This window comes from Paenibacillus ihuae (assembly GCF_001368795.1).
Taxonomy (GTDB): Bacteria; Bacillota; Bacilli; order Paenibacillales; family Paenibacillaceae; genus Paenibacillus_AQ; species Paenibacillus_AQ ihuae.
Genome location: NZ_LN831198.1, coordinates 426,642 through 452,137, shown reverse-complemented (window position 1 = coordinate 452,137; position 25,496 = coordinate 426,642). Strand labels below are relative to the sequence as shown.

Annotated in this window: 24 protein-coding genes; 6 read left to right on the top strand and 18 right to left on the bottom strand. The window is 50.2% G+C overall.

Annotation, left to right across the window (positions count from 1 at the left end):
- Nucleotides 1-237 precede the first annotated feature (237 nt).
- From AQR02_RS02085 to AQR02_RS02065, 5 genes are all read right to left on the bottom strand, one after another.
- Nucleotides 238-588, bottom strand: a complete 351-nt coding sequence (locus AQR02_RS02085; protein WP_042124727.1) for a type II toxin-antitoxin system PemK/MazF family toxin — start codon at nucleotides 586-588, stop codon at nucleotides 238-240.
- A 3-nt stretch (nucleotides 589-591) separates the two neighbouring features.
- Nucleotides 592-873 (bottom strand): CopG family ribbon-helix-helix protein, encoded by a 282-nt coding sequence (locus tag AQR02_RS02080; protein ID WP_054941953.1) that lies wholly within the window; start codon nucleotides 871-873, stop codon nucleotides 592-594.
- Nucleotides 874-1,084: 211 nt separating this feature from the next.
- Nucleotides 1,085-2,266, bottom strand: a complete 1,182-nt coding sequence (gene alr, locus AQR02_RS02075; protein ID WP_054939181.1) for an alanine racemase — start codon at nucleotides 2,264-2,266, stop codon at nucleotides 1,085-1,087.
- Nucleotides 2,267-2,490: 224 nt separating this feature from the next.
- Nucleotides 2,491-3,573 (bottom strand): outer membrane lipoprotein-sorting protein, encoded by a 1,083-nt coding sequence (locus AQR02_RS02070; RefSeq protein WP_054939180.1) that lies wholly within the window; start codon nucleotides 3,571-3,573, stop codon nucleotides 2,491-2,493.
- Nucleotides 3,574-3,747: 174 nt separating this feature from the next.
- The gene (locus AQR02_RS02065; RefSeq protein ID WP_054939179.1) at nucleotides 3,748-3,957 is read right to left on the bottom strand and encodes a hypothetical protein; all 210 of its coding nucleotides are present in this window, start codon (nucleotides 3,955-3,957) and stop codon (nucleotides 3,748-3,750) included.
- Between the two features lie 247 nt (nucleotides 3,958-4,204).
- On the opposite strand from AQR02_RS02065, the gene AQR02_RS02060 reads away from it, so the two are divergent.
- Nucleotides 4,205-6,178, top strand: a complete 1,974-nt coding sequence (locus tag AQR02_RS02060; protein ID WP_245237050.1) for a methyl-accepting chemotaxis protein — start codon at nucleotides 4,205-4,207, stop codon at nucleotides 6,176-6,178.
- Nucleotides 6,179-6,290: 112 nt separating this feature from the next.
- Here the strand turns inward: AQR02_RS02060 and AQR02_RS02055 are convergent, their stop codons facing one another.
- From AQR02_RS02055 to AQR02_RS02045, 3 genes are all read right to left on the bottom strand, one after another.
- Complete coding sequence (locus AQR02_RS02055; RefSeq protein WP_054939177.1) at nucleotides 6,291-7,253, bottom strand: DUF4367 domain-containing protein; 963 nt, start codon at nucleotides 7,251-7,253, stop codon at nucleotides 6,291-6,293.
- Nucleotides 7,250-7,828, bottom strand: a complete 579-nt coding sequence (locus tag AQR02_RS02050; protein WP_082451571.1) for a sigma-70 family RNA polymerase sigma factor — start codon at nucleotides 7,826-7,828, stop codon at nucleotides 7,250-7,252. The genes AQR02_RS02055 and AQR02_RS02050 overlap by 4 nt, the downstream gene beginning before the upstream one ends.
- A 277-nt stretch (nucleotides 7,829-8,105) precedes the next feature.
- Nucleotides 8,106-9,317, bottom strand: a complete 1,212-nt coding sequence (locus AQR02_RS02045) for an MFS transporter (protein ID WP_245237571.1) — start codon at nucleotides 9,315-9,317, stop codon at nucleotides 8,106-8,108.
- Nucleotides 9,318-9,568: 251 nt separating this feature from the next.
- On the opposite strand from AQR02_RS02045, the gene AQR02_RS02040 reads away from it, so the two are divergent.
- Nucleotides 9,569-10,144 carry a TetR/AcrR family transcriptional regulator gene (locus AQR02_RS02040; RefSeq protein ID WP_054939176.1) on the top strand — a complete coding sequence of 192 codons (576 nt, stop codon included), beginning with the start codon at nucleotides 9,569-9,571 and terminating at the stop codon, nucleotides 10,142-10,144.
- 33 nt (nucleotides 10,145-10,177) lie between these two features.
- Here AQR02_RS02040 and AQR02_RS30955 read toward each other — a convergent pair whose 3' ends face one another.
- The 4 genes from AQR02_RS30955 to AQR02_RS02025 form a co-directional block, all read right to left on the bottom strand.
- Complete coding sequence (locus AQR02_RS30955; protein WP_082451569.1) at nucleotides 10,178-10,342, bottom strand: aspartyl-phosphate phosphatase Spo0E family protein; 165 nt, start codon at nucleotides 10,340-10,342, stop codon at nucleotides 10,178-10,180.
- A 181-nt stretch (nucleotides 10,343-10,523) separates the two neighbouring features.
- Nucleotides 10,524-11,288, bottom strand: a complete 765-nt coding sequence (locus AQR02_RS02035) for a DUF3600 domain-containing protein (protein ID WP_054939175.1) — start codon at nucleotides 11,286-11,288, stop codon at nucleotides 10,524-10,526.
- On the bottom strand, nucleotides 11,278-11,862 hold the full coding sequence (locus AQR02_RS02030; protein WP_054939174.1) for a sigma-70 family RNA polymerase sigma factor: 585 nt from the start codon (nucleotides 11,860-11,862) through the stop codon (nucleotides 11,278-11,280). Before AQR02_RS02030 ends, AQR02_RS02035 begins: the two co-directional genes overlap by 11 nt.
- Nucleotides 11,863-11,922: 60 nt before the next feature.
- Nucleotides 11,923-12,822, bottom strand: coding sequence for an EamA family transporter (locus AQR02_RS02025; RefSeq protein WP_054939173.1), 900 nt, complete (start codon nucleotides 12,820-12,822; stop codon nucleotides 11,923-11,925).
- 284 nt (nucleotides 12,823-13,106) lie between these two features.
- Between AQR02_RS02025 and AQR02_RS02020 the strand changes: the two genes are divergently transcribed.
- A complete protein-coding gene (locus AQR02_RS02020) occupies nucleotides 13,107-14,225 on the top strand; it encodes a stalk domain-containing protein (RefSeq protein ID WP_054939172.1) in 1,119 nt (372 codons plus the stop codon).
- A complete protein-coding gene (locus AQR02_RS02015) occupies nucleotides 14,218-14,997 on the top strand; it encodes a TatD family hydrolase (protein ID WP_054939171.1) in 780 nt (259 codons plus the stop codon). Before AQR02_RS02020 ends, AQR02_RS02015 begins: the two co-directional genes overlap by 8 nt.
- Nucleotides 14,998-15,066: 69 nt before the next feature.
- On the opposite strand, the gene AQR02_RS02010 is transcribed toward AQR02_RS02015, so the two are convergent.
- From AQR02_RS02010 to AQR02_RS33385, 6 genes are all read right to left on the bottom strand, one after another.
- Nucleotides 15,067-15,705 (bottom strand): hypothetical protein, encoded by a 639-nt coding sequence (locus tag AQR02_RS02010; protein ID WP_054939170.1) that lies wholly within the window; start codon nucleotides 15,703-15,705, stop codon nucleotides 15,067-15,069.
- A gap of 480 nt (nucleotides 15,706-16,185) precedes the next feature.
- A complete protein-coding gene (locus AQR02_RS02005; protein ID WP_054939169.1) occupies nucleotides 16,186-17,457 on the bottom strand; it encodes an MFS transporter in 1,272 nt (423 codons plus the stop codon).
- A gap of 84 nt (nucleotides 17,458-17,541) precedes the next feature.
- Complete coding sequence (locus AQR02_RS02000) at nucleotides 17,542-18,687, bottom strand: winged helix-turn-helix domain-containing protein (protein WP_054939168.1); 1,146 nt, start codon at nucleotides 18,685-18,687, stop codon at nucleotides 17,542-17,544.
- A 138-nt stretch (nucleotides 18,688-18,825) separates the two neighbouring features.
- Nucleotides 18,826-19,488, bottom strand: a complete 663-nt coding sequence (locus tag AQR02_RS01995) for a YjgB family protein (protein WP_054939167.1) — start codon at nucleotides 19,486-19,488, stop codon at nucleotides 18,826-18,828.
- Nucleotides 19,489-19,643: 155 nt separating this feature from the next.
- Nucleotides 19,644-21,938, bottom strand: coding sequence for an S-layer homology domain-containing protein (locus tag AQR02_RS01990; RefSeq protein WP_245237570.1), 2,295 nt, complete (start codon nucleotides 21,936-21,938; stop codon nucleotides 19,644-19,646).
- Entirely contained in the window at nucleotides 21,850-24,126 is a 2,277-nt protein-coding gene (locus AQR02_RS33385) for a chitobiase/beta-hexosaminidase C-terminal domain-containing protein (RefSeq protein WP_245237047.1), read from the bottom strand. The genes AQR02_RS01990 and AQR02_RS33385 overlap by 89 nt, the downstream gene beginning before the upstream one ends.
- Before the next feature lie 300 nt (nucleotides 24,127-24,426).
- Here AQR02_RS33385 and AQR02_RS01980 point away from each other — a divergent pair, with 300 nt between their 5' ends.
- Nucleotides 24,427-25,050 (top strand): RNA polymerase sigma factor, encoded by a 624-nt coding sequence (locus tag AQR02_RS01980; RefSeq protein WP_425339992.1) that lies wholly within the window; start codon nucleotides 24,427-24,429, stop codon nucleotides 25,048-25,050.
- A complete protein-coding gene (locus tag AQR02_RS01975) occupies nucleotides 25,043-25,381 on the top strand; it encodes a hypothetical protein (RefSeq protein ID WP_054939163.1) in 339 nt (112 codons plus the stop codon). The genes AQR02_RS01980 and AQR02_RS01975 overlap by 8 nt, the downstream gene beginning before the upstream one ends.
- The last annotated feature ends 115 nt before the right edge of the window (nucleotides 25,382-25,496 follow it).

Sequence of the window (25,496 nt, the reverse complement as noted above, 5' to 3'; positions counted from 1 at the left end):
TGCACTAACAGCTGCGCAGCCTGCTGCACAATCCGTTTCTTCGTTTCTTCTCCATCCGAACGTCCTTTTATGCTGACAACCCCCTTCTAAACCGACCATCCGGTCTAATTGTAGCATGAAGCGGGTGTGTATATCAAAAAGTGTTGATCCTATCACCTAGCTGTGGACTGTATATCTAAAAAGACGCACTGCCTAAGCAGTGCGTCTTCCGTTACACATTATTAATTCCTAGTCCGGTCAGAAATCGATCAGGCCCAGGCTGATTTGCAGCGAATCATCCACCTTTTTCATGGTTTCATCATCAAGATGGGTGATCTTATCGGTTAAGCGTTGTTTGTCAATCGTCCGGACCTGCTCCAGCAAAATGACGGAATCCCGGTCAAAGCCATGAGCAGCCGCATCAATTTCCACATGCGTCGGCAGTTTGGCCTTCTGGATCTGGGCGGTAATCGCCGCCACAATGACCGTAGGGCTGAATCGGTTGCCAATATCGTTCTGTATGACCAGTACCGGCCTTACTCCGCCTTGTTCAGAACCTACTACCGGCGAAAGGTCGGCAAAAAAAACGTCGCCGCGTTTAACGATCAATATCTACACCCCGCTTACTAAGCGGCCAAGAGTACTGTCTGCATCTTCCTCAGCGAGAAAAGCCTCGCTTGCCATCGTCAAATTGATCTTAGCCATTTCCATGTAACCCCGCTGCATCGACTCCCGGATCGTGCGTTTCTTCCGTTCCGTTAGATACAGCTTCATAGCCTGCCTGATCAATTCACTCCGGTTAGAGTTCTCCAATTGAGCGATACCATCCACTTCCTGCAAGAGATGATCGGGCAAACTGATCATAATTCTTTTGGTGTTCTGCAAATTGGCCAACTTCTCTTCCACCCCCACAAACCTTCTGCCCTTGTGTTCCAGTGTTACAATATACAAGGAATTTTATACAAGGAATATATGCCGCCAGTATATCAAGTATGCTGCATCCCATTATAAACTAGAAATGGCGGTTCGTATAGACCATAAGTCACACTCGCCTACACGTTTAATCCTTGGATTACTTTCCTGCATAAGGCACCTGGTCACACAATTAAGGCTGCAGCAAGGGGTTCACCAGGTTAGGAGCAGCACCTTCGCGTACATACACGCGGGGCACCCGGTGGGCCAGCATACAGATTACCTCGTAGTGAATTGTCCCTAAATGGAGCGCCAGTTCATCCGCCGTAATTAGCGAATCGCCCTGGCGGCCGATGAGTACAACCTCTTCGCCAGCTTTGATTTGTTCCGCTTCTTCAGCGAAAGATTTGAGCGTTACCATACACTGGTCCATGCAGATTGTTCCGACGACAGGAACGCGACGTCCACGTATTAGCACCTCCGCTTTGCCTGTCAGCATGCGGGAATATCCGTCTGCGTACCCCACAGGAAGCGTCGCAATGATCTCTTCGCTGTCCGTGAAGTACCGGGTGCCGTAGCTGATGCCCCAGTCGGGCGGCAGGGTTTTGATATATACCGCCTGCGTCTTCAGCGTCATTACCGGGTGTAAAGCAACGAGCCCGTGGTTTACCTCTGCTGAGGGATAAAATCCGTACAAGCTTATGCCTACACGCACCATGTTAATGGATAGGAGAGGTGTATCAATGGCCGTAGCGCTATTGCCCGTATGTATGATCGGGATATGAATGTCGTTGTCCCGAAGCGTTTCCGCCACGCTCATGAATCGCCGGTACTGCAACAGTGTATAGCTTTTGTCTTCTTCGTCTGCCTTGGCAAAATGGGTAAACATGCCCTCCAGCTCCGCCTGCGCTACAGAATGCACTTCAGCAATGAAACCGGGCGCGTCAGCCGGCAAAAGACCCAGCCTTCCCATCCCGCTGTCAATCTTGATGTGCACCTTCAGCCTGTGCTCCGGATCTATTGGAAGCTGTCTTACCGCCTCCAGCACCTCCGTTGTGAATAGTGTCACGGTTACATTGTTCTTCCAGGCAACGGCTATCCCTTCCGGAGAGGTGTAGCCCAGCACCAGAATAGGAAGTAGTATTCCCGCCTGACGCAGCTCCAATGCCTCATCCAAAAAAGCTACACTTACATAATCCGCTCCCAGCCGTTCAAGCTCCCGGGTCACTTCCACTGCTCCATGGCCATACGCATTTCCTTTGACGCATCCCATGAATTTGGTCTCCGCCGGCAGCGCCGCTCGGAAAGCCTCATAATTGGCACGCAGATCATCCAGATTTATCTCGGCAACTGTAGGTCGATAGCTTGCTTGCACTTCAGGGTCACCTTCTTACATTGTAGTAAAACGTCACTGCGGATAGCCGCAATGAACTTGGTCTTACTGCCAATGGTAATGCTAATCGAAGGCGGCTGTCAATGTAAGCAGCATTATCTTCTTGCAGATTCCGCAGCGGGCCTGGAATCGCCAAATAATGGAAAAAGCGGATACGGCTTGTAGAGGAAAGACTCCCACAATACGCAGTATCCGCCTACTGATTATTACTTACCCGATTGTGCCTCCATAGAAGCGGCAATTTGCATCATTTCATCCACCGGAAGATTTGCGCTTGTAATCCGGAATTCCACACCGTCGTTCATCCAGGTCAGCGTCTGCTGTTCATCACCAGTCAGTACTCCTGCGGTGAATCCCAGATCGATCAGGGTTCCCGGAGCCAGCGATACGGCACGGTCCAGCGGACGGGCTTCCATAATAGTATATTGATAATCCCCGTCATAACGGATGAGCACCGCATGATCATTGCTGCCTTCGATTTTATGATAATCCTTGTACTTAACGCCGGCCGGTATGTAATCCGGCTCAATCACTCCGAAATCGCCAAGCTCCGCGGTAACCTGGCCAGCCTCTTCCCCGTCAGCCGGTGCGCTTACCGGATTGCCGTTGTCGTCAACCTCGGCTACCGTGCTTTCGGAAGGCGTACCGGTTGCCATATTCTTTTGCATATCAAAGGAATCCTTGGTGAACTCCGGATCGAACTTGAAGCTGTCAAACTTCACGTCCACCACAACCTTGGCTTCGGAATCGGAGACCTGCACCTGCTTAGGCTCGTAAGTTTTTTTGGCCAGCCAGATCTTCTGGCGCACCAGTGCACTGCTCTGATAATTCGCCGCTACTTCGAACACATAATTGTCTCCATCCTCAGTCAGCTGGCGGTTGTTATCAGCGGTAATGCCGTGGAGCAGCGTCTGGTAGAGATAGACTTGCCCTTGACTGTCCGGCCAGTCGCTCTGGAAGCGGAAGCTTTTGCCGAGGCTTGGCGTGAGCACGAACACCCCTTCATCATTACGAAGGACAATCTGTGTTACGTTCTTCTGCACATTCGAGAGGCTGATCCGGTAATACGAAGGATTCTTGTACCACACTTCCACCTTATACTCCTGCGGCTGTTCACCGGTATACAGGGTCATCGTGCCCGAACCTTGATAGGCACCCTGCTTGCTCTCCAGCTTGTCAGACACATCGTTTAAATCCTTGACCACAGACGCGGCATCCTTCTTCCCGCATCCCGCGAGCACCAGGGCCACGCTCATAATGATCGCGAGTACCCATGTTATCCGGCGCATGACATCATCCCCTTAACCTGTTTTGAAAAGCATTGATTAGTACATGTCTATGAGGGACTTGCCTGCATTATGCAGACGGGCATGACAAGCTGGAAGGATAATCACGGGCGGCCGTCCGGCCGCATCAAAAAGCCCGCGATGGGCGCGGGCCTTAAGTTTCAGGTACGTCTTTCCTTAGATCAGCCGGGCAATCTTTTCAATCTCTGCTGCGGAGGCAGCCAGCTCCTGCATCGAGGCCGTAATTTCTTCTGTTGCCGCAGCCTGGCGCTCACTCTGTGCCAGACACTCCAGCAGCGTTGCGTGGAAAATTATCTCTATATTACATATTACATAGTGCTCAAAGACTTCAGATTTATTTATTTTTATATCATATTGCTTACACAAATACTTGTTATAACTAGATTGCTAGCACACGCAGCCTCTTAACTTAGAACCGGAAGGTTACATTGGAAAGATTTCTCATTAAAATTTTATCTATTCACAGCCGATAATGTAGCGTGCCTGTCTGCAGGGACTTAAAAAGCTAAAGGAGAATGAACACTATGGGGAAAATAAAAAAATATCTACTACAATAAGCAATGTATCGCTGAGGGTTAAGCTTCCAATTTTATTAAGCCTGCTAGTTGCTGTAGTGCTCTTGGCGACATCGGTAACCGTATATTTTGTCTCCTCGGATCTGTTGCTGCGAAAGAGCAAAGATGAAATAAACGCAAACGGGGACCGCATAGGTGAAGGGCTGTGGACTTCAATGCAGCTTCAGGAGCAGACCTCATATGTAATTTCAGTGCACAATACCTTCAAACAGCTGTTGAATCTTAGGGCACAAGGAACTCTGTCCGAGCAAGAATTTTTTTCTTCAAAAAATCCCTACTACGAAAAAGCAAATGGGATTCTTCAGGAAAGCATGAACGGCAGAAGCAGCATCAGCTCCTTACTTGTTTTGGATTCTAAAGGAACTATTCTTGCAGGAACAAACACAGACAACATAGGTCAGTCCCGGGCAGACCGTGAATATTTCACAGAAGCGTTCAAGGGCCAATCCTTTATCAGCGATGCCATCCAGTCCAAAAGCAGCGATAAATTATTAATTGCATTCTCCCAGCCGATTAAAGATTTGGATGACAAGGTTATTGGGGTCTTCGCCATGACCGTGGACAGCAGCTTCTTCCTGGATAAACTGGGCAACATTAAAATTAATGAGCAAGGTAAAATAGAGATTTTGAGCCGGAGCGGAATTATCCTATATAACTCCACCGACCCTACCCGGATCGGACAAAGTCTTGCTGGCACTCCAGGGATGAATGATTTTCTGGCGATCAGGGCAACGGATGAGCTGGTTACGCAGTCCGTCGAATTGGCGAACGAATATCTGAGAATCAACAAAACTCCAAAGGCCGATCTTACCATTTCCGTTATCGATTCCTACGCCGACATTAAACGTCCTATTCAGGATATGCTGATGAAAATCTTCATTGTAACGATCGCCGCCCTGCTTGTTGCCATTGCTTTCGGTATGCTGTTGTCCCGCTCTATTACCAAACCAATTATAAAGCTGACCTCGCTGTTTAAAACGCTGGCAACCGGAGATTTGACCATAGGTGCCGATGGCCGCTATAAAAGTGAGTTCAAGGATTTGGCTGACAGCTTTAATATAATGGTCCGGCAAAATAAAGAGCTCATCACCAATATGAATAATTCTATCTCCGTGCTCAACACAAGCACCAATGAACTGGAGAAGACTTCTAAACAGACAGCCCGTTCCATTAATGAAACTTCGGTAACCTCCACGGGTATTGCCCAGGCAATGGAACTGCAGTCCAATGATACTGAGCATATCGTCGATAAGTTCTATGGATTCAGTGAGAAGTTTGCTGCGATCAACGATAATGCGCAATCCGTCAGACAAAGAGCTGAAGAAATCATTGAGGTCTTCCATACAAGCAATCAGGTTGTTGATGGTTTAATTCAAATCAGTGACAAGAATGAACAAGAGGTCCAGAAAATCTCGGCGATCACAGTGAAACTTCAGGAAAGCTCCAACAGCATCAGCAATATTACAGGAGCGATCAATCAAATCGCTGCTCAAACGAATCTGCTTGCGCTGAATGCATCGATCGAAGCCGCAAGAGCCGGGGAACATGGGAGAGGTTTTGCTGTAGTGGCCTCCGAGATCCGGAAGCTCGCTGAGCAGAGCTCGAAGCAATCCAATGAAATCTATGACATCATTCAACAAAATCTTAATTTTGTCGCAGAAAATAATGATAGTGTAATTGTGATTAATAACATCTCCGCCCGGCAGGATGAGCTGGTTGGACAAACCCAAGGGGCATTCCAAACCATTCTGGACAAAATCACGGACATCACGGATCAAATTAAATCGATGGCCGACGAAATTGCTCATATGCAAAAAGACAAGGACGACGTTCTCGATTCGGCTCAAAGCCTCTCCGCTACCGGTGAAGAAGTTTCTGCCTCAGTGGAGGAAGTCACCGCCACCATGGTGGAACAATCCTCCACCATTGAGCAACTGGCCGAGATGGTTGAAACCATTGACCAGCTTACTAAAAACCTGGCAGAATCAGCTGCTAAATTCCGCGTCGAGTAAGTAACCGCTTCTCTCGCGGTATTACATTTCTCCTTATCCCAAAAGAAACCCAGGTCAATAGACTCTGGGTTTCTTTCTTTATTTTTTCCGACGGCATTAGCAGCTTAAACAATCAGCGAATCGACTCCGCAATCTTCAGCACCTCGGAGCGTTCCAGCCCGTGTGTCGCGATGTCGTACAGCACCCCGTCCGCTTCCCAATCCAGGCTTCTGTCATTCATCATCACAGCGTCAACGCCACTTACCTTAACCTTCTCCATCTTACCGCTGGTCGACATTTCGTAGGCATTTTCTTTACTTGAGTACGCGTAGTACAACGTAATGTCTTGATCCTCATGCTCGCTGGTAAAGAACAAATTAAGGTAGTTTCCGTTCACGATACCATCTTCGGATGTATAGAACTCCCCGCGGTCAAAGGCAAACCCCTCCGGCAAGTATTTCGGCAGCTTTACTTTGAAAAGCGCATATTTATCCAGCTCGGCCTGGCTTTTCACGGTTAGCATACGCTCCACGGTTTCCTTATCGCGCTGTTCCTGCTCGCTCTTCGTAATCAGCTTGTCGCCGTCAAAATTAACGATCTGCTCCCCGTCGGCGTTATAGACCTCGCCCAGCTTTTTTGTAAAGGAAGTAATCACATTGCCATCCTTGTCAAACAGCTTACCCTTCCACTCTTCGGGAAAAGGCGGCGCCACATTGGGGTCCATTTCACTGGCAATGATATTCCCGAGATTAATCTTCTGCAGTACTCTGCCAAACAGTTCCTCTGCAAAGGACGGTTTGACAAAGCTGATGCTTAAGCCCCCGGCAATTAAAATCGAAGCCATGATCATGGCCGGACGTCTGAGACTGGACTTGATTTTCATATTTGATACCTCCTGCTTAAAGTTGGCGCTGCTCTGTACTTTGCTAAGCACAGCCGACCTATGGGAAATGCTGAAATCCTGCCCGGCCAGTGCCTTGCCAAGCTCCAGCAGCTCAAGGGATTCCGCTGATTCGTTCCAGCAGAATGGATGCTTGAGATGGAGACCCTCGTCGAGATCCCTTGCGAATTTCTGTATCTTGTCTTTGGTATTCACAGCTGGTCCACGCTCCCTATTTCAGACTTTAGCTTTTTCATGCTGCGGTAGAGAATGACCCCGATGTTGCTCTCCGACATCCCGGTGAGGCTGGCGATCTCCTTATTCTTCAGATCCGCTCCGAACTTAAGCGCCACGATATTCCGTTCTTTAGCTGTCAGTATGTCCAGTGCGAGGTTCAGTCTGCCTCTGCGTTCCCCTTCCAGCAAGTGTTCCTCCGGTGCTTGTCTGCCTGACACCAGCTCGCGGACAGCCTCCAACGGGAAGAAACGGTTTCTTCTCAGGCTCCTGTAGTAGTCATTCACGACATTTCTCGCGATGGCGAACAGCCACACCTCAAACGGTGCCTTTTCTGGAGAGTAGCTGTGCAGCTTGGATAACATCTTCTCAAAAACCTGACTGGTCAGATCCTCCGCCGTATAGCGGCAGTTGACGCGGTAAGCGGTATAATTAAATATTCTGGAATAGTAGTTTTCAAAAATCGTGGTGAACAGCCTGTTTGCATTTGCTTCTGCAGGCCTCTCTTCCTTGATACTCTTTTGCCAAAAAGACTGTAACAATGCGCGCTCTTGCATCTTTCAAGCTCTCCTTTCCTGCAGCTTTCACCTGGCCAAGTGATTTACCCCAGCTAATACGCTGACACTGAGGTTTCATTACAAGCCGGGAGAAATTTTGCCAAAAGACGTCTCCTCTAGTATCGTGGATTATTTCACTGCTGTAAGCGGATTATGTTGCACCTGACGGAAGGGCTTAGCTATCTTACTTGCGGGCATATGAATAAAAAACTGCCCTCTAAGCTGACTTTCAGCGTAAAGAGCAGTTCCTTATGGAATCGGTGCTTCAAAATGCATCTTATGCTTGTTCTTGTTTTTTCTCAGTCAGGTAGTACAGGAAGGCCAGAACCGGCACCGCGAGCCCGATCAATGTCGTCATTCCCCAGCCGCCGTAGGCATACGACCAGCCCCCCAGTGAGGAGCCAATGGCTCCTCCCACGAAGAAAATCGCCATGAACAATCCGTTTAAGCGTCCTCTTGCTTCATTGCCCAGGGAATAAATTGCCCGCTGGCCCAGCACCAGATTTCCTGAAACGCCCATGTCCAGCAAAATTGCCGCCACAGTGAGAAGCCCCAGGGTCACCCTGGAATCATTTTGAAATAAATAAGCGATTAAAAAGGCGGTGGCTGCCAGCACAAAGGCAAGACCGGTAAGCGGACGGGTCCAGCCCCGGTCAGCCCATCTCCCGGCAATCGGAGAAGCGACGGCACCAGCGACACCCGCCAGTGCGAATAATGCAATCCCCTGCTGGCTCAAATGATACGTATCCGCCAGCCGCAGTGAAACGGTCGTCCAGAACAGGCTGAAGGTTCCAAAGAGACTGGCTTGATAAATCGCCCGGCGGCGCAGAACCGGTGTATTCTTCAGCAGGGTTCCGAGGGAGCGGATCAGTCCGCCGTAGTTCATTGCAGGAACGGGCTGGCGCTGCGGCAGAACACGGGATAAGAGAATAGTCAGCAAGGCGATTACTACCGCCGAAATAGCATAGATCGCATGCCAGCCCCAGAGTCCCGAGACAAAGCTGGCCAAGGGCCGGGCGAACATGATACCAAGCAGCAGTCCGCTCATCACATTCCCTACTACCCGGCCGCGATGCTCTTCCGCAGCTAAGAAGGAGGCGTACGGCACCAGAACCTGGGCGGCTACCGAACCGATCCCAATAAAAAGCGATGCTCCCAGAAACAGGACTGCATTCGAGGCCAGTGTGGCTGCGACCAGCGCAACCACTACGACAGATAGCGAGATCACCGTAAGACGGCGGTTCTCAATGATGTCACTGAGCGGAACAACGAATAAGAGGCCGAGCACATAACCGATTTGAGTCAGAGTCACGATCAGACCTGCTGCGCCGGAAGATAGATGCGTAGCCGCCGCAATCGGTCCGATCAGCGTTTGGGCATAATAGAGATTGGCAACGATAAGTCCGCACGAGGCTGCCAGCAGAAATATAATCCAGGCAGGGATTGTTTTGCTCTCTGAACTGTCCTTTTCCTGATGTATCCGTTTCATTTGACTTGCCTGATTCATTTGAATTCCACCTTTCATTTTTAAATACTATACGTACAGTTTATTAATTATGGTTTTATAATATACTGAACGTTCAGTTTTGTAAATAGGGACACTTAGTTAAATATTTGAGAATTCCTATTTAGGCGCTTCCCCCCGTAGACTGGCTATTCTCATGATTAATTTTGTATAATGTACGTATAGTTTTGTTTAGTAACGGATTTGGAGTGAACCTTTCACCAGGAGGGATTGGGATGGATAAAAAAAGAGGACGCCCGCGTAATAACGAAGCGGAGGCTGCCATTCTGGCGGCATCGTACGGGCTGCTGCTGGAGACCGGTTTTGGTGCGGTAACCGTAGACAAAATCGCTGAGCGGGCTAAAGTGAGCAAAGCCACCATCTATAAATGGTGGCCTAATAAGGCAGCCGTAGTTATGGACGGCTATCTCTCCGCGGCTTCAGCAAGGCTGCCAGTACCCGATACGGGTTCGGTTCAGCAGGATATTGTGATTCATGCGACGAATCTGGCGGTGTTTCTCCGCAGCCGCGAGGGCAAGGTGATTACGGAGCTGATCGGTGAGGGACAATTCGATGCCGGTCTGGCTGAGGCCTACCGGGCAAGATTCTTTGCCCCCCGCCGTCAAGAGGCGCGCCAGTTATTGGAGCGGGGCGTTACGCGGGGCGAATTACAAGCGGACCTGGATATTGGAAGCTGCATTGATCTGCTCTACGGCCCTATTTTCTACAGGCTATTAATTACGGGGGATACCCTTGATGAGGCTTTTGTCAAATATTTGACGACCGCCGCTTTCGAGGGCATAAAACGATAGTTGAAGCACCGGCAGTGCCGGATGTGGCAGATTCTACTTTTCACCGCATTCCAGTCTTGTATATGTATTTATTAATTCATCCAATTTCATGGATTGGCTGATCACACTCGGGTGAAGCAAGCCATATGTTTGTTCCATTTGATTTAATCTGGCCCGTTCCGCCTCTATCTGCTTGCGGAGGAACTCAAAATTATCCATCTCCACTACCTCCCGTACATATTTTAGAGGTATATGTCAAAAAATAGGATATTAGACTCAATGCATCAATGAATAAAAATCCGCTTGTATGCATACTTTACTGAGAATTAGGAACATTTACAATACTGAATGTAAATGAAAAGGGCCGCCGGCTACAATGCCAGCTGCCCTTTTCTGCGAGTTATGAGACTGGTTTGATCTTTATACCAAGCTGCTTCAAATAAGGAGTGAGTTCTTCATACAGCTGCTTAAGCCGCGCTGACTCTTTTTCCGTTAACCGCTCCGGATGTGTGCTGCCGTCCTGACCGGTTATTTGATTATTAAAGGCTTTAAGTTCGCTTATCAGCTGCTTGAAGCTGGCCAGCTCTTTACCGCTGAAGATTTGTTCTCCTTTGACCAGCTGCTGATCCCAAAATGTGCTGCTGTCCACCGTATTCACTGGATCCCTTTTCACGGATGATTCTGTCTGTTCTAATTTCTGGAAATAAGGCTCCAGTTTTAGGGTCAGCTCCTTATAGCTCTCCTGATCTGTACTGCTCAGCTTCTCCGGATGAAGTACCCCTTCCGCATCGGCAATCTTCAGGTTATAGGCGCCAAGTTGATGCAGTAATGCAGTTAATGCGGCATAATCTTCTTCGCTCAAACTGTTTTTTGCCTGCTGCAGCTTGGCCTCAAGATGATCATACCCCTCCTGCGTTCCGCCCATTTGCACCAAATGCTCTTGTGAGCCGTAGACGGAATCCGCCAAATAAGTATATCCGGCATAAGCTCCGGTCGGAATTAATAATGCAGCAGCTACAATGGTGGCAACAAGCCATTTCTTCATGCGTCTTCCCCCTTGACTTGGAGTAATCCCGCTAAGGATTCTGCCCTTCAGTTCAGGTGGAGCGCTCCAGCCTTTGGCTTCCTCCCGAAGCGCCTGCCGCAGATTATGCTCAAGACTCATGGATATCCTCCACCTTTCTGATTCGGATGATGTCAGCCTGGCGTTTCTGGCGCAGCTTCTGCAGTGCAGCATGGATCCGGGATTTGACGGTTCCCAGCGGAATCTCCAAGATGGCAGCTACCTCCTCCTGGGAATACTCCTGCAGATAATGCAGAATAATGACCTGCTTCAGCTTGAAAGGCAGCCGGTTTACGGTCTCCAGAAGTTCACGGCTATATAACCGGTCTGCTACTTCACCCGCAAAATCATACTCCACACTCTCCCGGGTATGCTCCGCTTTCTTGATCACCTGGAGATGCTTCCAGCCCTTGCGGCGGTAAGCACGGATCTGCCGCATGACAAGCCCCATCAGCCAGGGTCTGAAATCACGGGACTGATCATACTGCCCTAGTGAGCGGTGCAGCTCGATATAGATATCCTGCACCACATCCTCTGCATTCAGCGGCTCAGAAACAAGGAAACGCACGGTCCTGTAGACATCGCGAATGGTCGCCTCGTATAACTCACCATAAGCTTCACCGCTGCCGGCTAGCGAGAGCTCAATGAGCTGCGAATAATCATCTCTATGCTTCATCCGCCATTCCCCCTTCAGGCTTACACTATACATTGGCGGGCTGCGCAAATTTCGTTCGGTTTATTTTCCAGCCGCTTTGCGGGAGATCAGTATGGTCATCAGAACAATCATTCCAGCCCCTATGGCTTGGACAGCATTGAATGGTACGGATAGCCAGATGACGGAGAACAAAATGGCCGAAATCGGCTCGGTGCAGGAGAGCAGACTGGCTTCGTGGGGAGCGATATGGCGGAGGCTGGCTATGTACAGATAGAACGGAACAAGCGTCCCGAGCACAATTACAAACAGGATAGAGCAAATAATGGAAGGTGACCAATCTACAGGAGGCACAGACCAGAACGGATGAATCAGATTCATCCCGGCACCGCCGACAAGCATTCCCCAGCCCATAAGTAGCGGAGTACTGTACTGCTTAAGCAGTGGAGCAGAATATAGGGTGTAGAACGCCAGGGTTACACCGGATAAAATCCCCCAGAAGAAGCCTTCCAGCGGCACGGTCAGCTGCGCGGTATTTCCGCCGGTAAGCAGCAGATAGGTGCCCGCAAGCGCGAGGATTGCACCAATGAAATCCAGCGGCGTGAGCCGTGTTCTTTTCCAGATAATCGTGTAAAGGAGAATAAACATCGGGGCCAGGTACTGGAGCAGCGTTGCGATTGCGGCATTGCCATTTTCAATAGAAGCAAAGTAAGTGAACTGGACGCCCAGCATACCGAACAATCCAAACAGCAGCATTTGTAAGGTGAATCTTGGCTCCAGCCACACCAGCCAGACGAATGAACCTTCCTGGCGCAGGCAGAGCAGCAGGAACAGCCCGCCTGAAATTAACAGTCTTATCGTCACAAGCCAAGCGGCCGGAAGCATCGCCTGCTGGAACAGCTGCTGTGCTACAGTCCCGGAGACTCCCCATAGCAGCGCTCCCCCGGAGGCCATTATAATTCCTTTGGATCGCTGCATATTCATTCATTCTCCTCCATTGTCCCTATATATGTAAGAACTAATTATACGGAACAATGTTAGACTCCTCTAATACAATTATCATAATCCTTTCCGGTAATTTCCAATTAAATAGACCAGGCATACAATCTCCTTTAGCTTCTTGTATATGTTCCCCTAACCTTCCGCAGCGCGCCAACCCTGAAGCGTAACAAGCTTGTCTCTTCTTTGTTAACGGAAAGTGACCTGAGGGTAGACGATTTACTCTATAATAAAAGAAACTGGATTGCTTATGTATTGGAGGGATTATTATGAAACGCTGGATCGCTGCCTCTGCTGCTGCAATCATTCTTGCCGCTTGCACTGCAGTAACTACTATAGATAAGACTTTTGCTGCTGCACAGCTTACATTAACTGTCGACGGCGAAGCCGCCCTTTCCCCTCTTCATCCGTTCCAGAAGGACGGACTTGTGTATGTGCCTGTCAGAGTGCTAACTGAATTCTATCCTGCCAGACTACAGTGGGACAATAAGCTGAAGCTGTTAACTATACCTGATGACAGCAGCAGTACAATAATCAAACCCGGCAGCGAGCTTATCCTTTATTATGGAAACACATCTGCACTGGAAGGCAAGGCTATTCTGCTGAAAGGGCATAACTATATTCCTGCCTCTTCGCTGAATCTGCTGTCCGGTGCAGACTTCCGGCTTGATCAGGGAAAAAATACAGTGTCAATCATTTCGGGCAGTGTGAGCACAACTGTGCGCAAACCTGCAGAAGCACTTGCTGCGGCGGAAGATCATCCAAAGGTCAAAATCTACGCTGCACTCAAAGACCAGACCACTTATAAAGGCTATATTCTGGAAGTGAACGGCAAGAAACACCAGTTTGACTGGGAAACGCCAAGAGATCCAAACCACCCACCGGAGCTCTATTATGCGGATGTCAACAAGGATGGACAGCCTGAGACTGTGGTGATCCTGACGCTTGGCACCGGTACAGGAATTGTCGAGCAGGAGATTCACATCGTCAAACCGGAAACATGGAAGGAGCTTACCGTTCCCGAGGCGTGGAAAGCAGCAAGCCAGCTTGTGTCCTCCAGTATGACTGCAGATCATAACGATATGGTGATCTCGCTGAAACTAAAAGGTACTTCCCCAGCAGAGGTTACTCTGCGGCTTCCGGACCGTGCCGAAGACTGGAATATCGGGGGGAAGGCAGGCATTGGTACGGTAACTTACTATAGCGTAGAGTCAGGCAGGCTGGTAGCGGAGTTAAACGTGACTACCGGATTTCTGGAAAGTGTCGGGGGACTGAAGCTGGTCTACAAACCCTCTGACTCGGGAATGGCTATGGAGCCCGAATCGGTAACCTTCCTGCCCGTTAGAGAATATCCTGCAACCATTAAGGAGTCTGGCGCCAATGATTGATGCCCATATTCATCTGGAACAATATGATCCGTTACTGCTGGAGAAGATGTTGCCGGAGCTTCCGGTGCAGGGCGTGGAGTCAGTGATCGCCGTCTCGATGAACCTGGATTCCTGCATCCGCACACAGAAGCTTGCCCGGCAGTATCCCAAGCTTGTGAAGCCGGCCTTCGGCTTTCATCCCGAGCAGCCGCTGCCCACAGCGTCCGGGCTGGCGGCGCTGCTGGACTTCATCGAACGTCATGCCGGAGATATGACTGCTATAGGCGAAATCGGCCTGCCGTACTACTCGCGGGCGGAAGCGCTGGAGCGCGGCGAAGTTTTTGAGCTGGAGCCGTATGTCCGGCTGCTAGATACCCTCCTTGGCCTAGCGGCCCGTCTCAGCAAGCCGGTTGTACTGCATGCTGTCTATGAAGATGCGCTGACCGCCTGCGATCTGCTGGACAAGCATGGCATTAAGGATGCCCATTTCCATTGGTTCAAGGGGCCGGAAGCAGCCGTCACCCGAATGATCGAGCGGGGTTATCATATCTCCTTCACCCCGGATATTCTCTATGAGCCGGAAATCCAGGCCTTGGCCCGGCGTTATCCCCCGAAGCTGGTTATGGCGGAAACCGACGGCCCCTGGCCGTTCGAGGGGCCGTTTGCCGGACAGGCTACGCATCCGGCCATGATCCGTGAGGTTGCTGCAGCCTGGGGAGCGCTGCACGGTTACTCCGCCGCCCAGGCGGAAGCGATGCTGACCGCGAATACGGCGCGGTTTTACCGGTTTTAGCGGGTCGGCCGACAGCTGTTTTAGGCAGTGGCCTACTCCCCATAGGGGAGTGCTCCCTACCTAAATAACTCAAAATATCTCATCATATCGTTTGGACTCTACGATGTGTTCATGTCTGATGAATGACATTTCCTCTATCCCAAGAGCCTGCTTGAATTCATCGGACAGCTCCATGCCTTCATTTATGTCATGATTAATGAAATTGATGTTTAGGATCTCACGGAGTTTCTCTATTTGCGTACCGGATGCACCCAGCAGCTGGAACTCCTCCGGCCGGCTGTCGTCAAAGAGCTCCTCAAGCTTCTCTTCAAAAAGAGAGCCTGCTTCAAGCTCCTCCCGGATTTTTTGCAGAGTACCGCCGAATAGGAGCTCTCTAAAGCTTTTTTCCGGATATCTCCCCATTGCGGTCTTGCTGATGATCTCCTCTTCATATTCATAGGCAATATGCAGCTTGGCTGTCTCTGTTTCTCTGTAAATCAGTCGATAGCCCCACTCGTGATCCTCAAAATTATAGAAATACAGTACGGGTGCTTCCTGCGACAGCTGTTGAATATGCTCTGGCACCGGCAGCTGGTTATAAACATCGCTGGTAAGGTACGCTATGAATTGCTCATTAAGCTGCATAATCACAGAGCCTTCCACCGCATATTTTCTGACGATGTCCCTGTCCTCCGCCCGCAAAATATGACCCGAAGTAAATTCACTCATTTGTTATAGCCCTCCTAAATAATGTGCAATCAGTCTCACCCGGACTACAGGTTGTTACCACCAATCAGATTTCGTCCGCCTAGCATTCTGCAAAACACATCTCGCTTCTACAACATTCGTGAATCCGGGTGATTCTCCTCTATAAAAGGCAAACTAATACTTTGTGGGTTTACTGCAAGTGTACTTCGTGCAATTAAAACTGCTGTTATTGCGGGTATTAGGTGTTTAAGTGTATTCTATACAATTAAAAAAACCTCCTTCTCCGTTGAAACGACGGAGATGGAGGTTTTAGTTGTACGAAGTGCAGTTAAAATCCAAAAAAGGCCCAAGAGGATTATTTTAGATGTACAGAGTGCAATTAAAGTACCGTTCGGTACTGTGTGAGCAGGAGCAATTGGTACAAGAGCACTGCAGACCGCTATTATCCTTCATTGCTCGCCATATCAATGCTTGCTGCATCGACTTCCCGGATCAGACAGTTTAGCTGGCCTGCTCCACCTTACTTGCTTGAACCTGTTTATTTTCCCGCCAGAGCACGCGGCCGAACAGGATGCCGGTCAGACCCAGAATAACCTGGAGGAGGCCAAAAATCAGGAAAATACGCCCAGGCCCGGAGAACTCCACCAGCAGTCCGCCCATCAGCGGCGCGATGATCATCACGGCGCTAAGCACGGTGGTCTGGATGCCGAAGACACGTCCTGTCATGTGCGGCGGGGTTTCTTTTTGCAGCATATAGTTGAAGGCAACCGCGGCAGTCCCATTCCCTATCCCAAGTACGAAGCCGAGCAGCAGCACCCAGACCACAGAGGAGCCCGGCTGAAGCAGCCCAAGTCCCGCGACGGACCCTCCGATCAGAACATATCCCATACTGATTCTCAAGGTAGAGCTTACGACTTCACCCAGCTTGCCTAGAATAAGGATGATCATCACGGCACCTACGCCAGATGCAGCAACCATCCAGCCCAGTACGGATTCCCCCGTAGGAGAGAACACCCGGAACAGGCTGGTGAACTGAAAATCAATGACCTGAATAGCGAGTGAACCTGTGAGTCCAAACAGCATCAGGTTCAGCAGGAGGCGGCTGCCCAGCAAAAAGCTCCAGCCTTCCTTCCACATTGTGCGAAGCGGGATATGCTCTTCCGGTACCTCCGGCATAAGCTTTTCTTCTGTACGGATATTCCGCACAGACAGCAGCAGCAGATAAGAGCATCCGCGCAGCAGCGCATTCAGCAAAATACACCATTGCGGAGTAAGCAGCGTGAGCGCCAATCCGCCCAGCAGCGGACCGGCAATTTTAGAACTCTGGTTTACAAGGCCGTTGAGTGAAGAGGCCTGAAGCAATTGATCCTCCCGGACAATACTCCGGGTTAAAGACTGCTGGGCAGGCATATTCACCGTTGAAATCGCTGAACGAAGCGCCAGAAGCGGCAGCAGCCAGGCCATATTCGGAGCAAATAACAGTAGCACCGTCAAGAATGCGGTAAGCAGATCACATACACGCATCAGCTTCAGCTTGTTCAAGCGGTCGGCGGCTACTCCGGCAAGAGAACCAAGCAGAATATTCGGGAGGGCGATCGCTACCGGAATCAAAGCCAGCATGAGCGGACTCACCTGCCAGCGGTAGCCGACAAGCACCTGAACCGCCAGTGTATCGAACCAATCGCCAAAACTTGCCGTGGCAAAGGCGCTGTATACGCGTACGTATACTTTGTTATGCAGCAGGCTCGTACCCTGCTTTGTTGAAGCTTCCATCTGACATTCCTCCAGGCTACATATAGACTCTACGAATCCAATCATTTCGTAACCTTAATGTAGCGGAGAATTGTCAGAGCAATATCAGAGGGGATTCAGCACTTGCTGCAGCATTTCTTCTAGCGGCCGCTCTAACCGCTTAAGCCCACAATCCTCAAGCGCCGCTGTAAACCTGCTCTCATATTTACGTTGCAAAACGTTATAGGGAAGATACAGGCGGCAGAAGTGATATATCCGGTAAAAGCTACCTAGACGCAAAGGAACAAATCCGGACATTTCCAGCACCTGCAGCCCTTCATCCATCAGCTGTTCCGCTTCACGCCACTGTTTGCTCCGCATCAGCCAGAGTCCTTTTACTACTTTATAGCTGCCGGTTTCCCGTAAAAAAGGCTTATCCAGCAAGACCTGCCCGATTGCTTCATCCAGCCGGTTCAGTTCCTCATCTCCTGCTCCCGCAGCCAGATGCGCAAACAGCTCGGTAATCATCGTCACCGGAACGAAATTTTCATACCCGAGTTCTGCGATGACCTCATAAGATTTTGTCAGTTGACTCAGCGCCCGCTCCGGTTCACCAGCCAGGATGAACAAATCGAGAATCGTAAGAATCTCCAGTTCGAGCTGATCCGCGGGATGCAGCAGTTTCTTTTCGATCATCCTTTCGCAAGTAACCAGCTTTGCCTTGGGATCACCGGAGAACAAGTAGAATAGGACCAAAGAAAACAGGCGGTCTTGAAGCGGTACTTCTTCCGTATCCAGCAGCCATTCCAAATCTCCCTGCATAAAGTGAATAACCATCCTGTAGTGCGGATCCAGCTCGAAACCGAGCGTATCCCTCTGGGCTGCAAGGGTCAGAATCGACTTCCCTTGACCGTAGACATGAAACTTGTTGAAGACATCCCGCATCGTATCGCGCAGTTCCGGATCATACAAGGTAGGATATGCAGCCGCAGCGAACGGCAAGGTCAGACTGTAGCCGAAGCCGCGGACGGTTTTGAGTTCCACACCGCTGAGCTTGTGGAGCTTTTTGCGCAGCCGGTAAATATGATCATCGACTGTCCGTTCCACCGGATACTCCAGCGGCCACACCTTATCCAGCAGCTGCTCACGACTGAAGGTAAGTCCCTTATTCCGGTACATAAACTCCAGGAGAGCAAATTCTTTGGGCAGGAGCTGGATAGTCATTTCACCGGCTGACACTATAAATTTGCTTTCATCAAACTCCAGATGCATCACTGATCCTCTTTTCCACGAATGAATCCATGAATATATTATATCAGTCTGACTTCCGCCTGCTCCAGCGCAAATAAAAAAAGAGTACCCGCATTTAAGCTGCAGATCTACTCTTTTTTCGGCTGATGACTGATGGCTTTAGCCTGCCATATTGTTAATGGAATCCTGCTCGCAGAATACGGAAATATGATCCACGGTGCCCGATGAATCCGGGATGATGAATTTGAGCTGATACTGCTCGCCCGCCTGGTAAATGTAGATCTTATCACTGCCGTTTACGGTGGTGTTATCGGGCTTCCCGAGCGTCTGCTCGATCTCCTTCAGTGTCAGCTGCTGCAAATCTGCGGCACTTGAACGGACATCAAAAATCTGGCTGCCTTTATTTGAGCCAAATACGACATGCTTGTCATTATACGTGGAGTAGATCCCTTTGCCTGCCGATTCCTTCGTGCCCGGCTCACCCCATGCCGCCTCCACCTCGTCGATCATTCCGCTGTGCGCGGCATATTCTACGCCCGGAACCTTGCCCTGCTTGGCCAGCTGCAGCAGCTCTTTCAGCTGCTTGGCGCTGTCTTTCACTGCGTCAGCCGTGCTGCCGCCAGCTGTGCTTGGTGAAGCTGCGGCAGCAGGCGAAGCACTTGCTTCCGGCTGTACGGTTGCCGGTGCCGGTTGGGCTGAAGCCGTCCCGCCCGCAGGCGCAGTTGCTGCAGTGTCCGCCTTGCCGGAGGAATCACAGGCCGTAAGTCCGATTACGCCCGCCAATATAACGATTCCGGCTATAGTTTTAAATGATGTTGTCATGTTGTCATCTCCCCGATTATTAGAACCTTCCTTAAGTAACAGCTACTGGATCTAACGTGCGGGAGACATTCAAGGTTGCAGAAACAGGCGACGGGTTCATCACAGCAAAAAACGCCCCTTGACTGCAGAAGCAGCAAGGGGCGCAAATTATAACTTTAAATTAATTTAGACAGCTGGAGCAGCCGCTGTACCATTGCAGCTACTTCGGCTCTTGTAATATAAGCTTGAGGAGCCAGGGTTGCAGCATTTCTGCCGGATACAACACCTGCATTAATACTGTCTGCAGCGCTGTTTGCCGCCCAGGCTGAAACACTTCCTGCATCCGTAAACGGACTCAGCAGCTCTGCTGCAGCTTTTGCCGGGAGCTGGTCTTTCAGGGCAGTGATCTTCATCGCCTTGGCAATCATCATCATCGCCTGTTCCCGGGTGATTCTGTCCAGCGGACGGAAGCTGCCATCTTCAAACCCGTTGATCAGGTTATACGAATAAGCTGTCTCAACGGCACTGCTGTACCAATCTGAGGCTTTCACATCCGTGAATGGAGCACTGCCGCTCTCCAGCTTGAGGCCTAAACCGCGCACAAGGATTGCGGCAAACTCCGCACGTGTAATGTCTGCATCCGGAGTAAACAGGCCATTCCCCGTACCGTCAATAACCATGCGCGAGCCCATATTATTGACGATATCTTTTGCCCAATGCCCGTCCATGTCCTTAAACTCCAGCGGATGCCAGACTATTGAATAGGTGCTGTTGGTCAAGCTGTTCACACGGGCATAATACCTCTGGTCGATGGTAACAACCTTTGTCGGCACATGTCTCACTGATCCATCCGGCTCAACTACAACACCTGTAGTAATTCTGTTCGGATCTATGCCGTCCGGAAGGGCAATCAGCCGTTCAACATAAGCATTGAATCTGGTTACTTCTATGGTGGTATCACCATACTGTGCCCGTACCACAAAGTTTAGCGGAGGGGCCACAAGTGTAAACCCTTCTGCAACTGCCGAACTCCCTACTGTATTCACCATAGCCGGGGAAGGTGATGCAATTTCAATTTGGACTTTGATGTTATCAAGGGCCACTGTTGTTCCGAACTGAGCCGATATGGCATTAATGTCAATCTGTCCGGCAGGCAGCGTATAGGTTGCGTTCGCACTTTTAAACTCCAGTACGGCCTGCTTTTGCTCCAGGTTCTTGATCATTTGTCCGGTAAGCTCACCTACAACCACATCAGAGCTTGTAATTACCGGTATAGTAATCACAGCGCCTTGTCCCTCCGCTGCCAGCCTTTCGTCCAGCTTCTTCTGATCGACCAGAACCGTCGTGACACTCTGCCCGTTAACAGTGGAGGTTGTTGCCGTTCCCGCATTTTCCACTTTGCCGTTTACATAAATATCAAAACGGTTATCAACCACGGGTGCCGTAGGACTCGGTGAGGGTTCGGTGACTTCGCCGCCTGGCGGTACCGTTGGTATCACGGCGTTCGACTGGACGGAAGCATTGCTGCTGCCCGCGCCGTTAACCGCTTTTACCGTAAACGTATAGGACGTCCCGTTCACCAGTCCGGTAACTGTAATTGGGCTTGTTGTCCCGTAAACCACCACGTTGCCCGGTGAAACTGTAACTTCATAACCTGTAATGGCGCTGCCTCCGTCTACTGCAGGGATTGTAAAGGAAACAAGCGCTTGTCCGTTACCAGCGACGGCCGTTACATCCTTCGGAGCTTCGGCAACCGTTCTTGGAGTAGTACTCATTTCATTGGAAGCCGTACTGTCACCTTGAGCATTGGCTGCTTTAACCACAAAATAATAAGTCGTTCCATTGTCCAGACCTGTCACTGTATAGCTGTAAACTGAACCGCTGACAGTAGCCACTTCGCTGCCGTATCCGGAGGAGGACAGGCGCTGATAGATTTTATAACCTGTTGAGCCTTCTACCGCACTCCAGAGAAGGGTCACCTCCGAATTACCAGCGAGTGCAGATGCCAGAGTAGGTACACCCGGGATGTGTACTGTTGTATCGGTTACTTCAATCTCCAGCGTCTGCGACGTCCCGGCACTGAAGTTGAAGGTCAGGTTGGCTTGGCCTTGCGGCAATGAAGCCAAATAATCCTGCTTAATCGTTACTGTGCTGCCGGTAAGCGTGTAGTCCTCTCCCAAAGTCAGATAGGCCACGCCGTTAGAGATGGTGGTAAGCGTATTTCCGTTCGGCGTGAACGTTACTACAACATCCGCCCGGTTCGCCACATTCTTATCGAAGCTGGCACTTACCGGACTAATTACACTATCCTGAGCTGTTAAAATCGTATAGCTCGCGGTCAGCACCGGGCTATCTGTCATCCCCGCGTGCACGGCGATGGCCTTAATCACCGTATCTCCCGTCAGCGGGATCGCTCCGGTGTACAGCGTACTGCTGCTGGTTGGCGTGCTGCCATCCGTCGTGTAGTGAATCGCAGCTCCGCTGGTCGCGCTGCTGAGTGTCACCGACTGTGCCGGACGCTACCGCGCCTCCGGCCGGGCTGGCGGTTGGCGCATCCACCTGCGCCATAATCGTATAGCTCTCGGTCAGCACCGAGCTATCCGTCATCCCCGCGTGCACGGCGATGGCTTTAATCACCGTATCTCCCGTCAACGGGATCGCTCCGGTGTACAGCGTACTGCTGCTGGTTGGCGTGCTGCCATCCGTCGTGTAGTAAATCGCAGCTCCGCTGGTCGCGCTGCTGAGTGTCACCGATGTGCCGGACGCTACCGCGCCTCCGGCCGGACTGGCGGTTGGCGCATCCACCTGCGCCATATTCCCCTTAGTAGTCATCACCAGTTGTGAATTACCGGAAATAATAATCTCCCCGTCTGCTTCCATCAATGAATAGATTCCATTGGGATTAACACCGGAGAAATCGATAGCCGCATCCTGCCAGCCCGCACCCTGATTATTGGTATAATAAACGTTTGGAGTATAGTCACTGTCGTAAGCGACCATATAAATGTTATTTCCCTTCTGTCCCATCAGCGTCGAGGTTCCATAATAACCGTAGATGCCTGTTAACGTTGTCGGGGCATTCCATGCCGACAAATCGTCACTTGTACGGGAGAATACTTCATAAGTTATGGAATTATATCCTGTCAGAACGTATTTGCTTCCGTCATACACCATATTGTTTAAAATATCTGTAGAATTAGGATAGGCACCAGACCGGTTGACCCAGGTTTCACCGTCCGCAGATGTCCAGATGCTGGCGGTATCTATATTGTAGTCATCATCATAACCATAGCCCAAAGCAATGAACTGATTATTCGCATACGTTACCGAATATAAAGCGTCAATTGCCTGGGACGGCAGTGAAGCGGGCTCGCTCCATGTAACGCCATCAGCCGAGGTTTTTATTTTGGGCACCGAGCCGCTGCCTGTCCCCACCGCAACAAATTTCCCGTTGCCAAAAGCAATGTCAGACAAGGAAGTGGAATCATTTATGCTGCTTCTCTGCGTCCATACGGAACCGTCATTTGAGGTTGCCAGCGCGGTTGTCGTTTGGCTAGGCTCGCCGATGGCCACATACTTATTATTGCCGTAAGCCGCAGCTGTGAAGATACCCGATCTTGCAGGCAGTGCTATTTTACTCCAGGATGACAAATCTGCTGAGGTCCAGATTGCCCCGTCATTTCCTTCTTTCCCCACTGCAATATATTGCGATCCGTCATGGATAACTTCGTAATAAGCACCGCCCCACTTAAAGCTCCAGTCAGAGCCGTCCGAGGATACCTGGAGTCCCTCATTGCCCAGCCGGAAATACTTTCCGTTCACGTAGCGGGAGAACTGGGTAACGAATTGGCTTTTGAAAGTCTGCATGGTCCAAGTCGTACCATTGGTTGAGGTATAAACCGCACCATAATAAGGGGATTGGTAACCGAACAAAAAGTAGCGGCTGCCGTCATAGAAGCCGTTAAACATCTGATTATTATATTGTGAAGAGTTCTGTTTAAAAGGTGTGCCAAGCAGCGTAAATGTCGACAAATCGGTTGAAGTCCAGATATATGCCAATGGATCTGAAATATAATAGCGGTCATTCATCCAGGTTAACATGTTTGTTCCGATGGAGGGGCCGCTCTCAGTGGAGGGCTGTGCGGAGGTCCAGGTAGTACCGTTGATGGTCGAATAGATTCTTCCGTTTGAAGCACCTACACCTAATCTGGAGCCATTGTTGCCTGCTGTAACTCTGGTTATATATGTGCTGGAGTCAACTCCTGTAGGAACTACTGCGGTCCAGCTGATTCCATTCGCGGAAGTTAGGAATTTGCCTTGGGTTGTAGCATAAAATGCGCTGCTTCCATTGAAATTAAGGAATTCCACACTCGAAATTCCGGTAGTAACACCCGAGGTGCGCTGGGTCCAGGTTATCCCGTCAGGTGAAGTCAGGATGACTCCTTCGCTGCCCGTTACAACGAATAGACCGTTTCCAAAAGCAGCGCCGTTAAACGTAAACGAACTGGGATTGGTCACACCTGTGTAGTTGATGTCTGCCTTGGTCCTTACATTCTCCCAGGTTTCTGCATCTGACGATTTAACGATCGCCCCGTAATAACCGACTGCGATATACACATTGTTCCCGTAAGCCATCGCTGACATTGCGTCTGAGGGCAAAGTGCTATAGCTTTTTGTGGTAAATGCATCCGGAGAAGAGCTTGCGGCGGACGAAACGGACGGCTGAAACAAAATAAGCGCTAAAACCCCAAGCATTAAAATCCCGAAAGGCAAATTTCTAAAACCCCTTATCATGCTGGCTGCCTCCATAATTCAAAATGTAAAAATTGACAATTCAGTGAACAGAATCATTTTCCATAATTCGACACGGGGGCATTATTTACCTTTAATTTATTTTATTAAATTATGAATATATCAAATTATGAAAAACACCCGCTCCACATGAACTAATGTTATGGAATAAATTTTACCAATTCACGCAACCTTACGTCCGCAGCCCGCATCTTAATAGTAAAGGGAGGGGAGCTTCGTCTGGACATTATAGAGAGAATCAAAGCCAAGGATGAGTCTGCTCTCCGTCTCTTAATGGATGAGTATGGGGATATGCTGCTCCGGACGGCTTACCTGCTGCTGAGGGACCGTCAGTCTGCTGAAGAGGCCGTTCAGGATACCTTCATTCAAGCCTATGCCAAAATCAGTCAGCTCCAGGAGCCCGGCCGGTTGCGGCCCTGGCTGGTTGCAATTACTGTGAACCGCTGCCGGATGAAGCAGCGTACCTGGAGCTGGCGGAGTATTTTCCCTGCTGCGGAAAGCGGGCAATGGATAGAGGATACCGCCGGTTCCTCCGCCGGAGCTGAAGAGCTTTTTATGGCGGAGTGGCAGCAGGTTAAACTTACGGATGCTATTGGAAACCTCGACTATATCTATCGGGAGTGCCTGACACTGTACTATTTTCATGAAATGAGTATCCGCGAGATCTCTTCGCAGCTAAGGACACGGGAGAATACGGTTAAATCGCGGCTAATGCGCGGACGGCAGCTGCTGAGGCTGATTCTGGAGAAGGAGGACATTGCCCATGGATAGAGGACGCGAAGAAATTAGACAGCAGCTGGAGGAAGAACTCCGTCCGCTCACCTTCACCGGACATGAGCGGGTACTGCGGCAGACTCATCCTCCGGCGCTGCGGGCACGTCTGTCTGCATTCTGGAATAAAGAACTGGAAATCCCGCTGGGGTCGCTGGGTGCAGCTGCAGCAATACTTGTTACAGGTGCGCTGTTGTTCTATGCCCCGCACATCGGAACAAAGGAGCAGCAAACCGTGCAAATGCCAAGGCAGCGGGAATTAATTGAAAGCGGAGGCAACACGTATTGGAAGGACATCTATGAGCAGGCGGTGAAGCAGCATGAACATTAGAATAAAGGTCAAACATCTGGTGCTCTTCGTACTGCTTCCCCTTTCACTGCTGGCGGTTTTCGTAATTGCCGGACCTTCATTTAAACCCAACCCCTCTGCGCTGGCGGTATCCCAG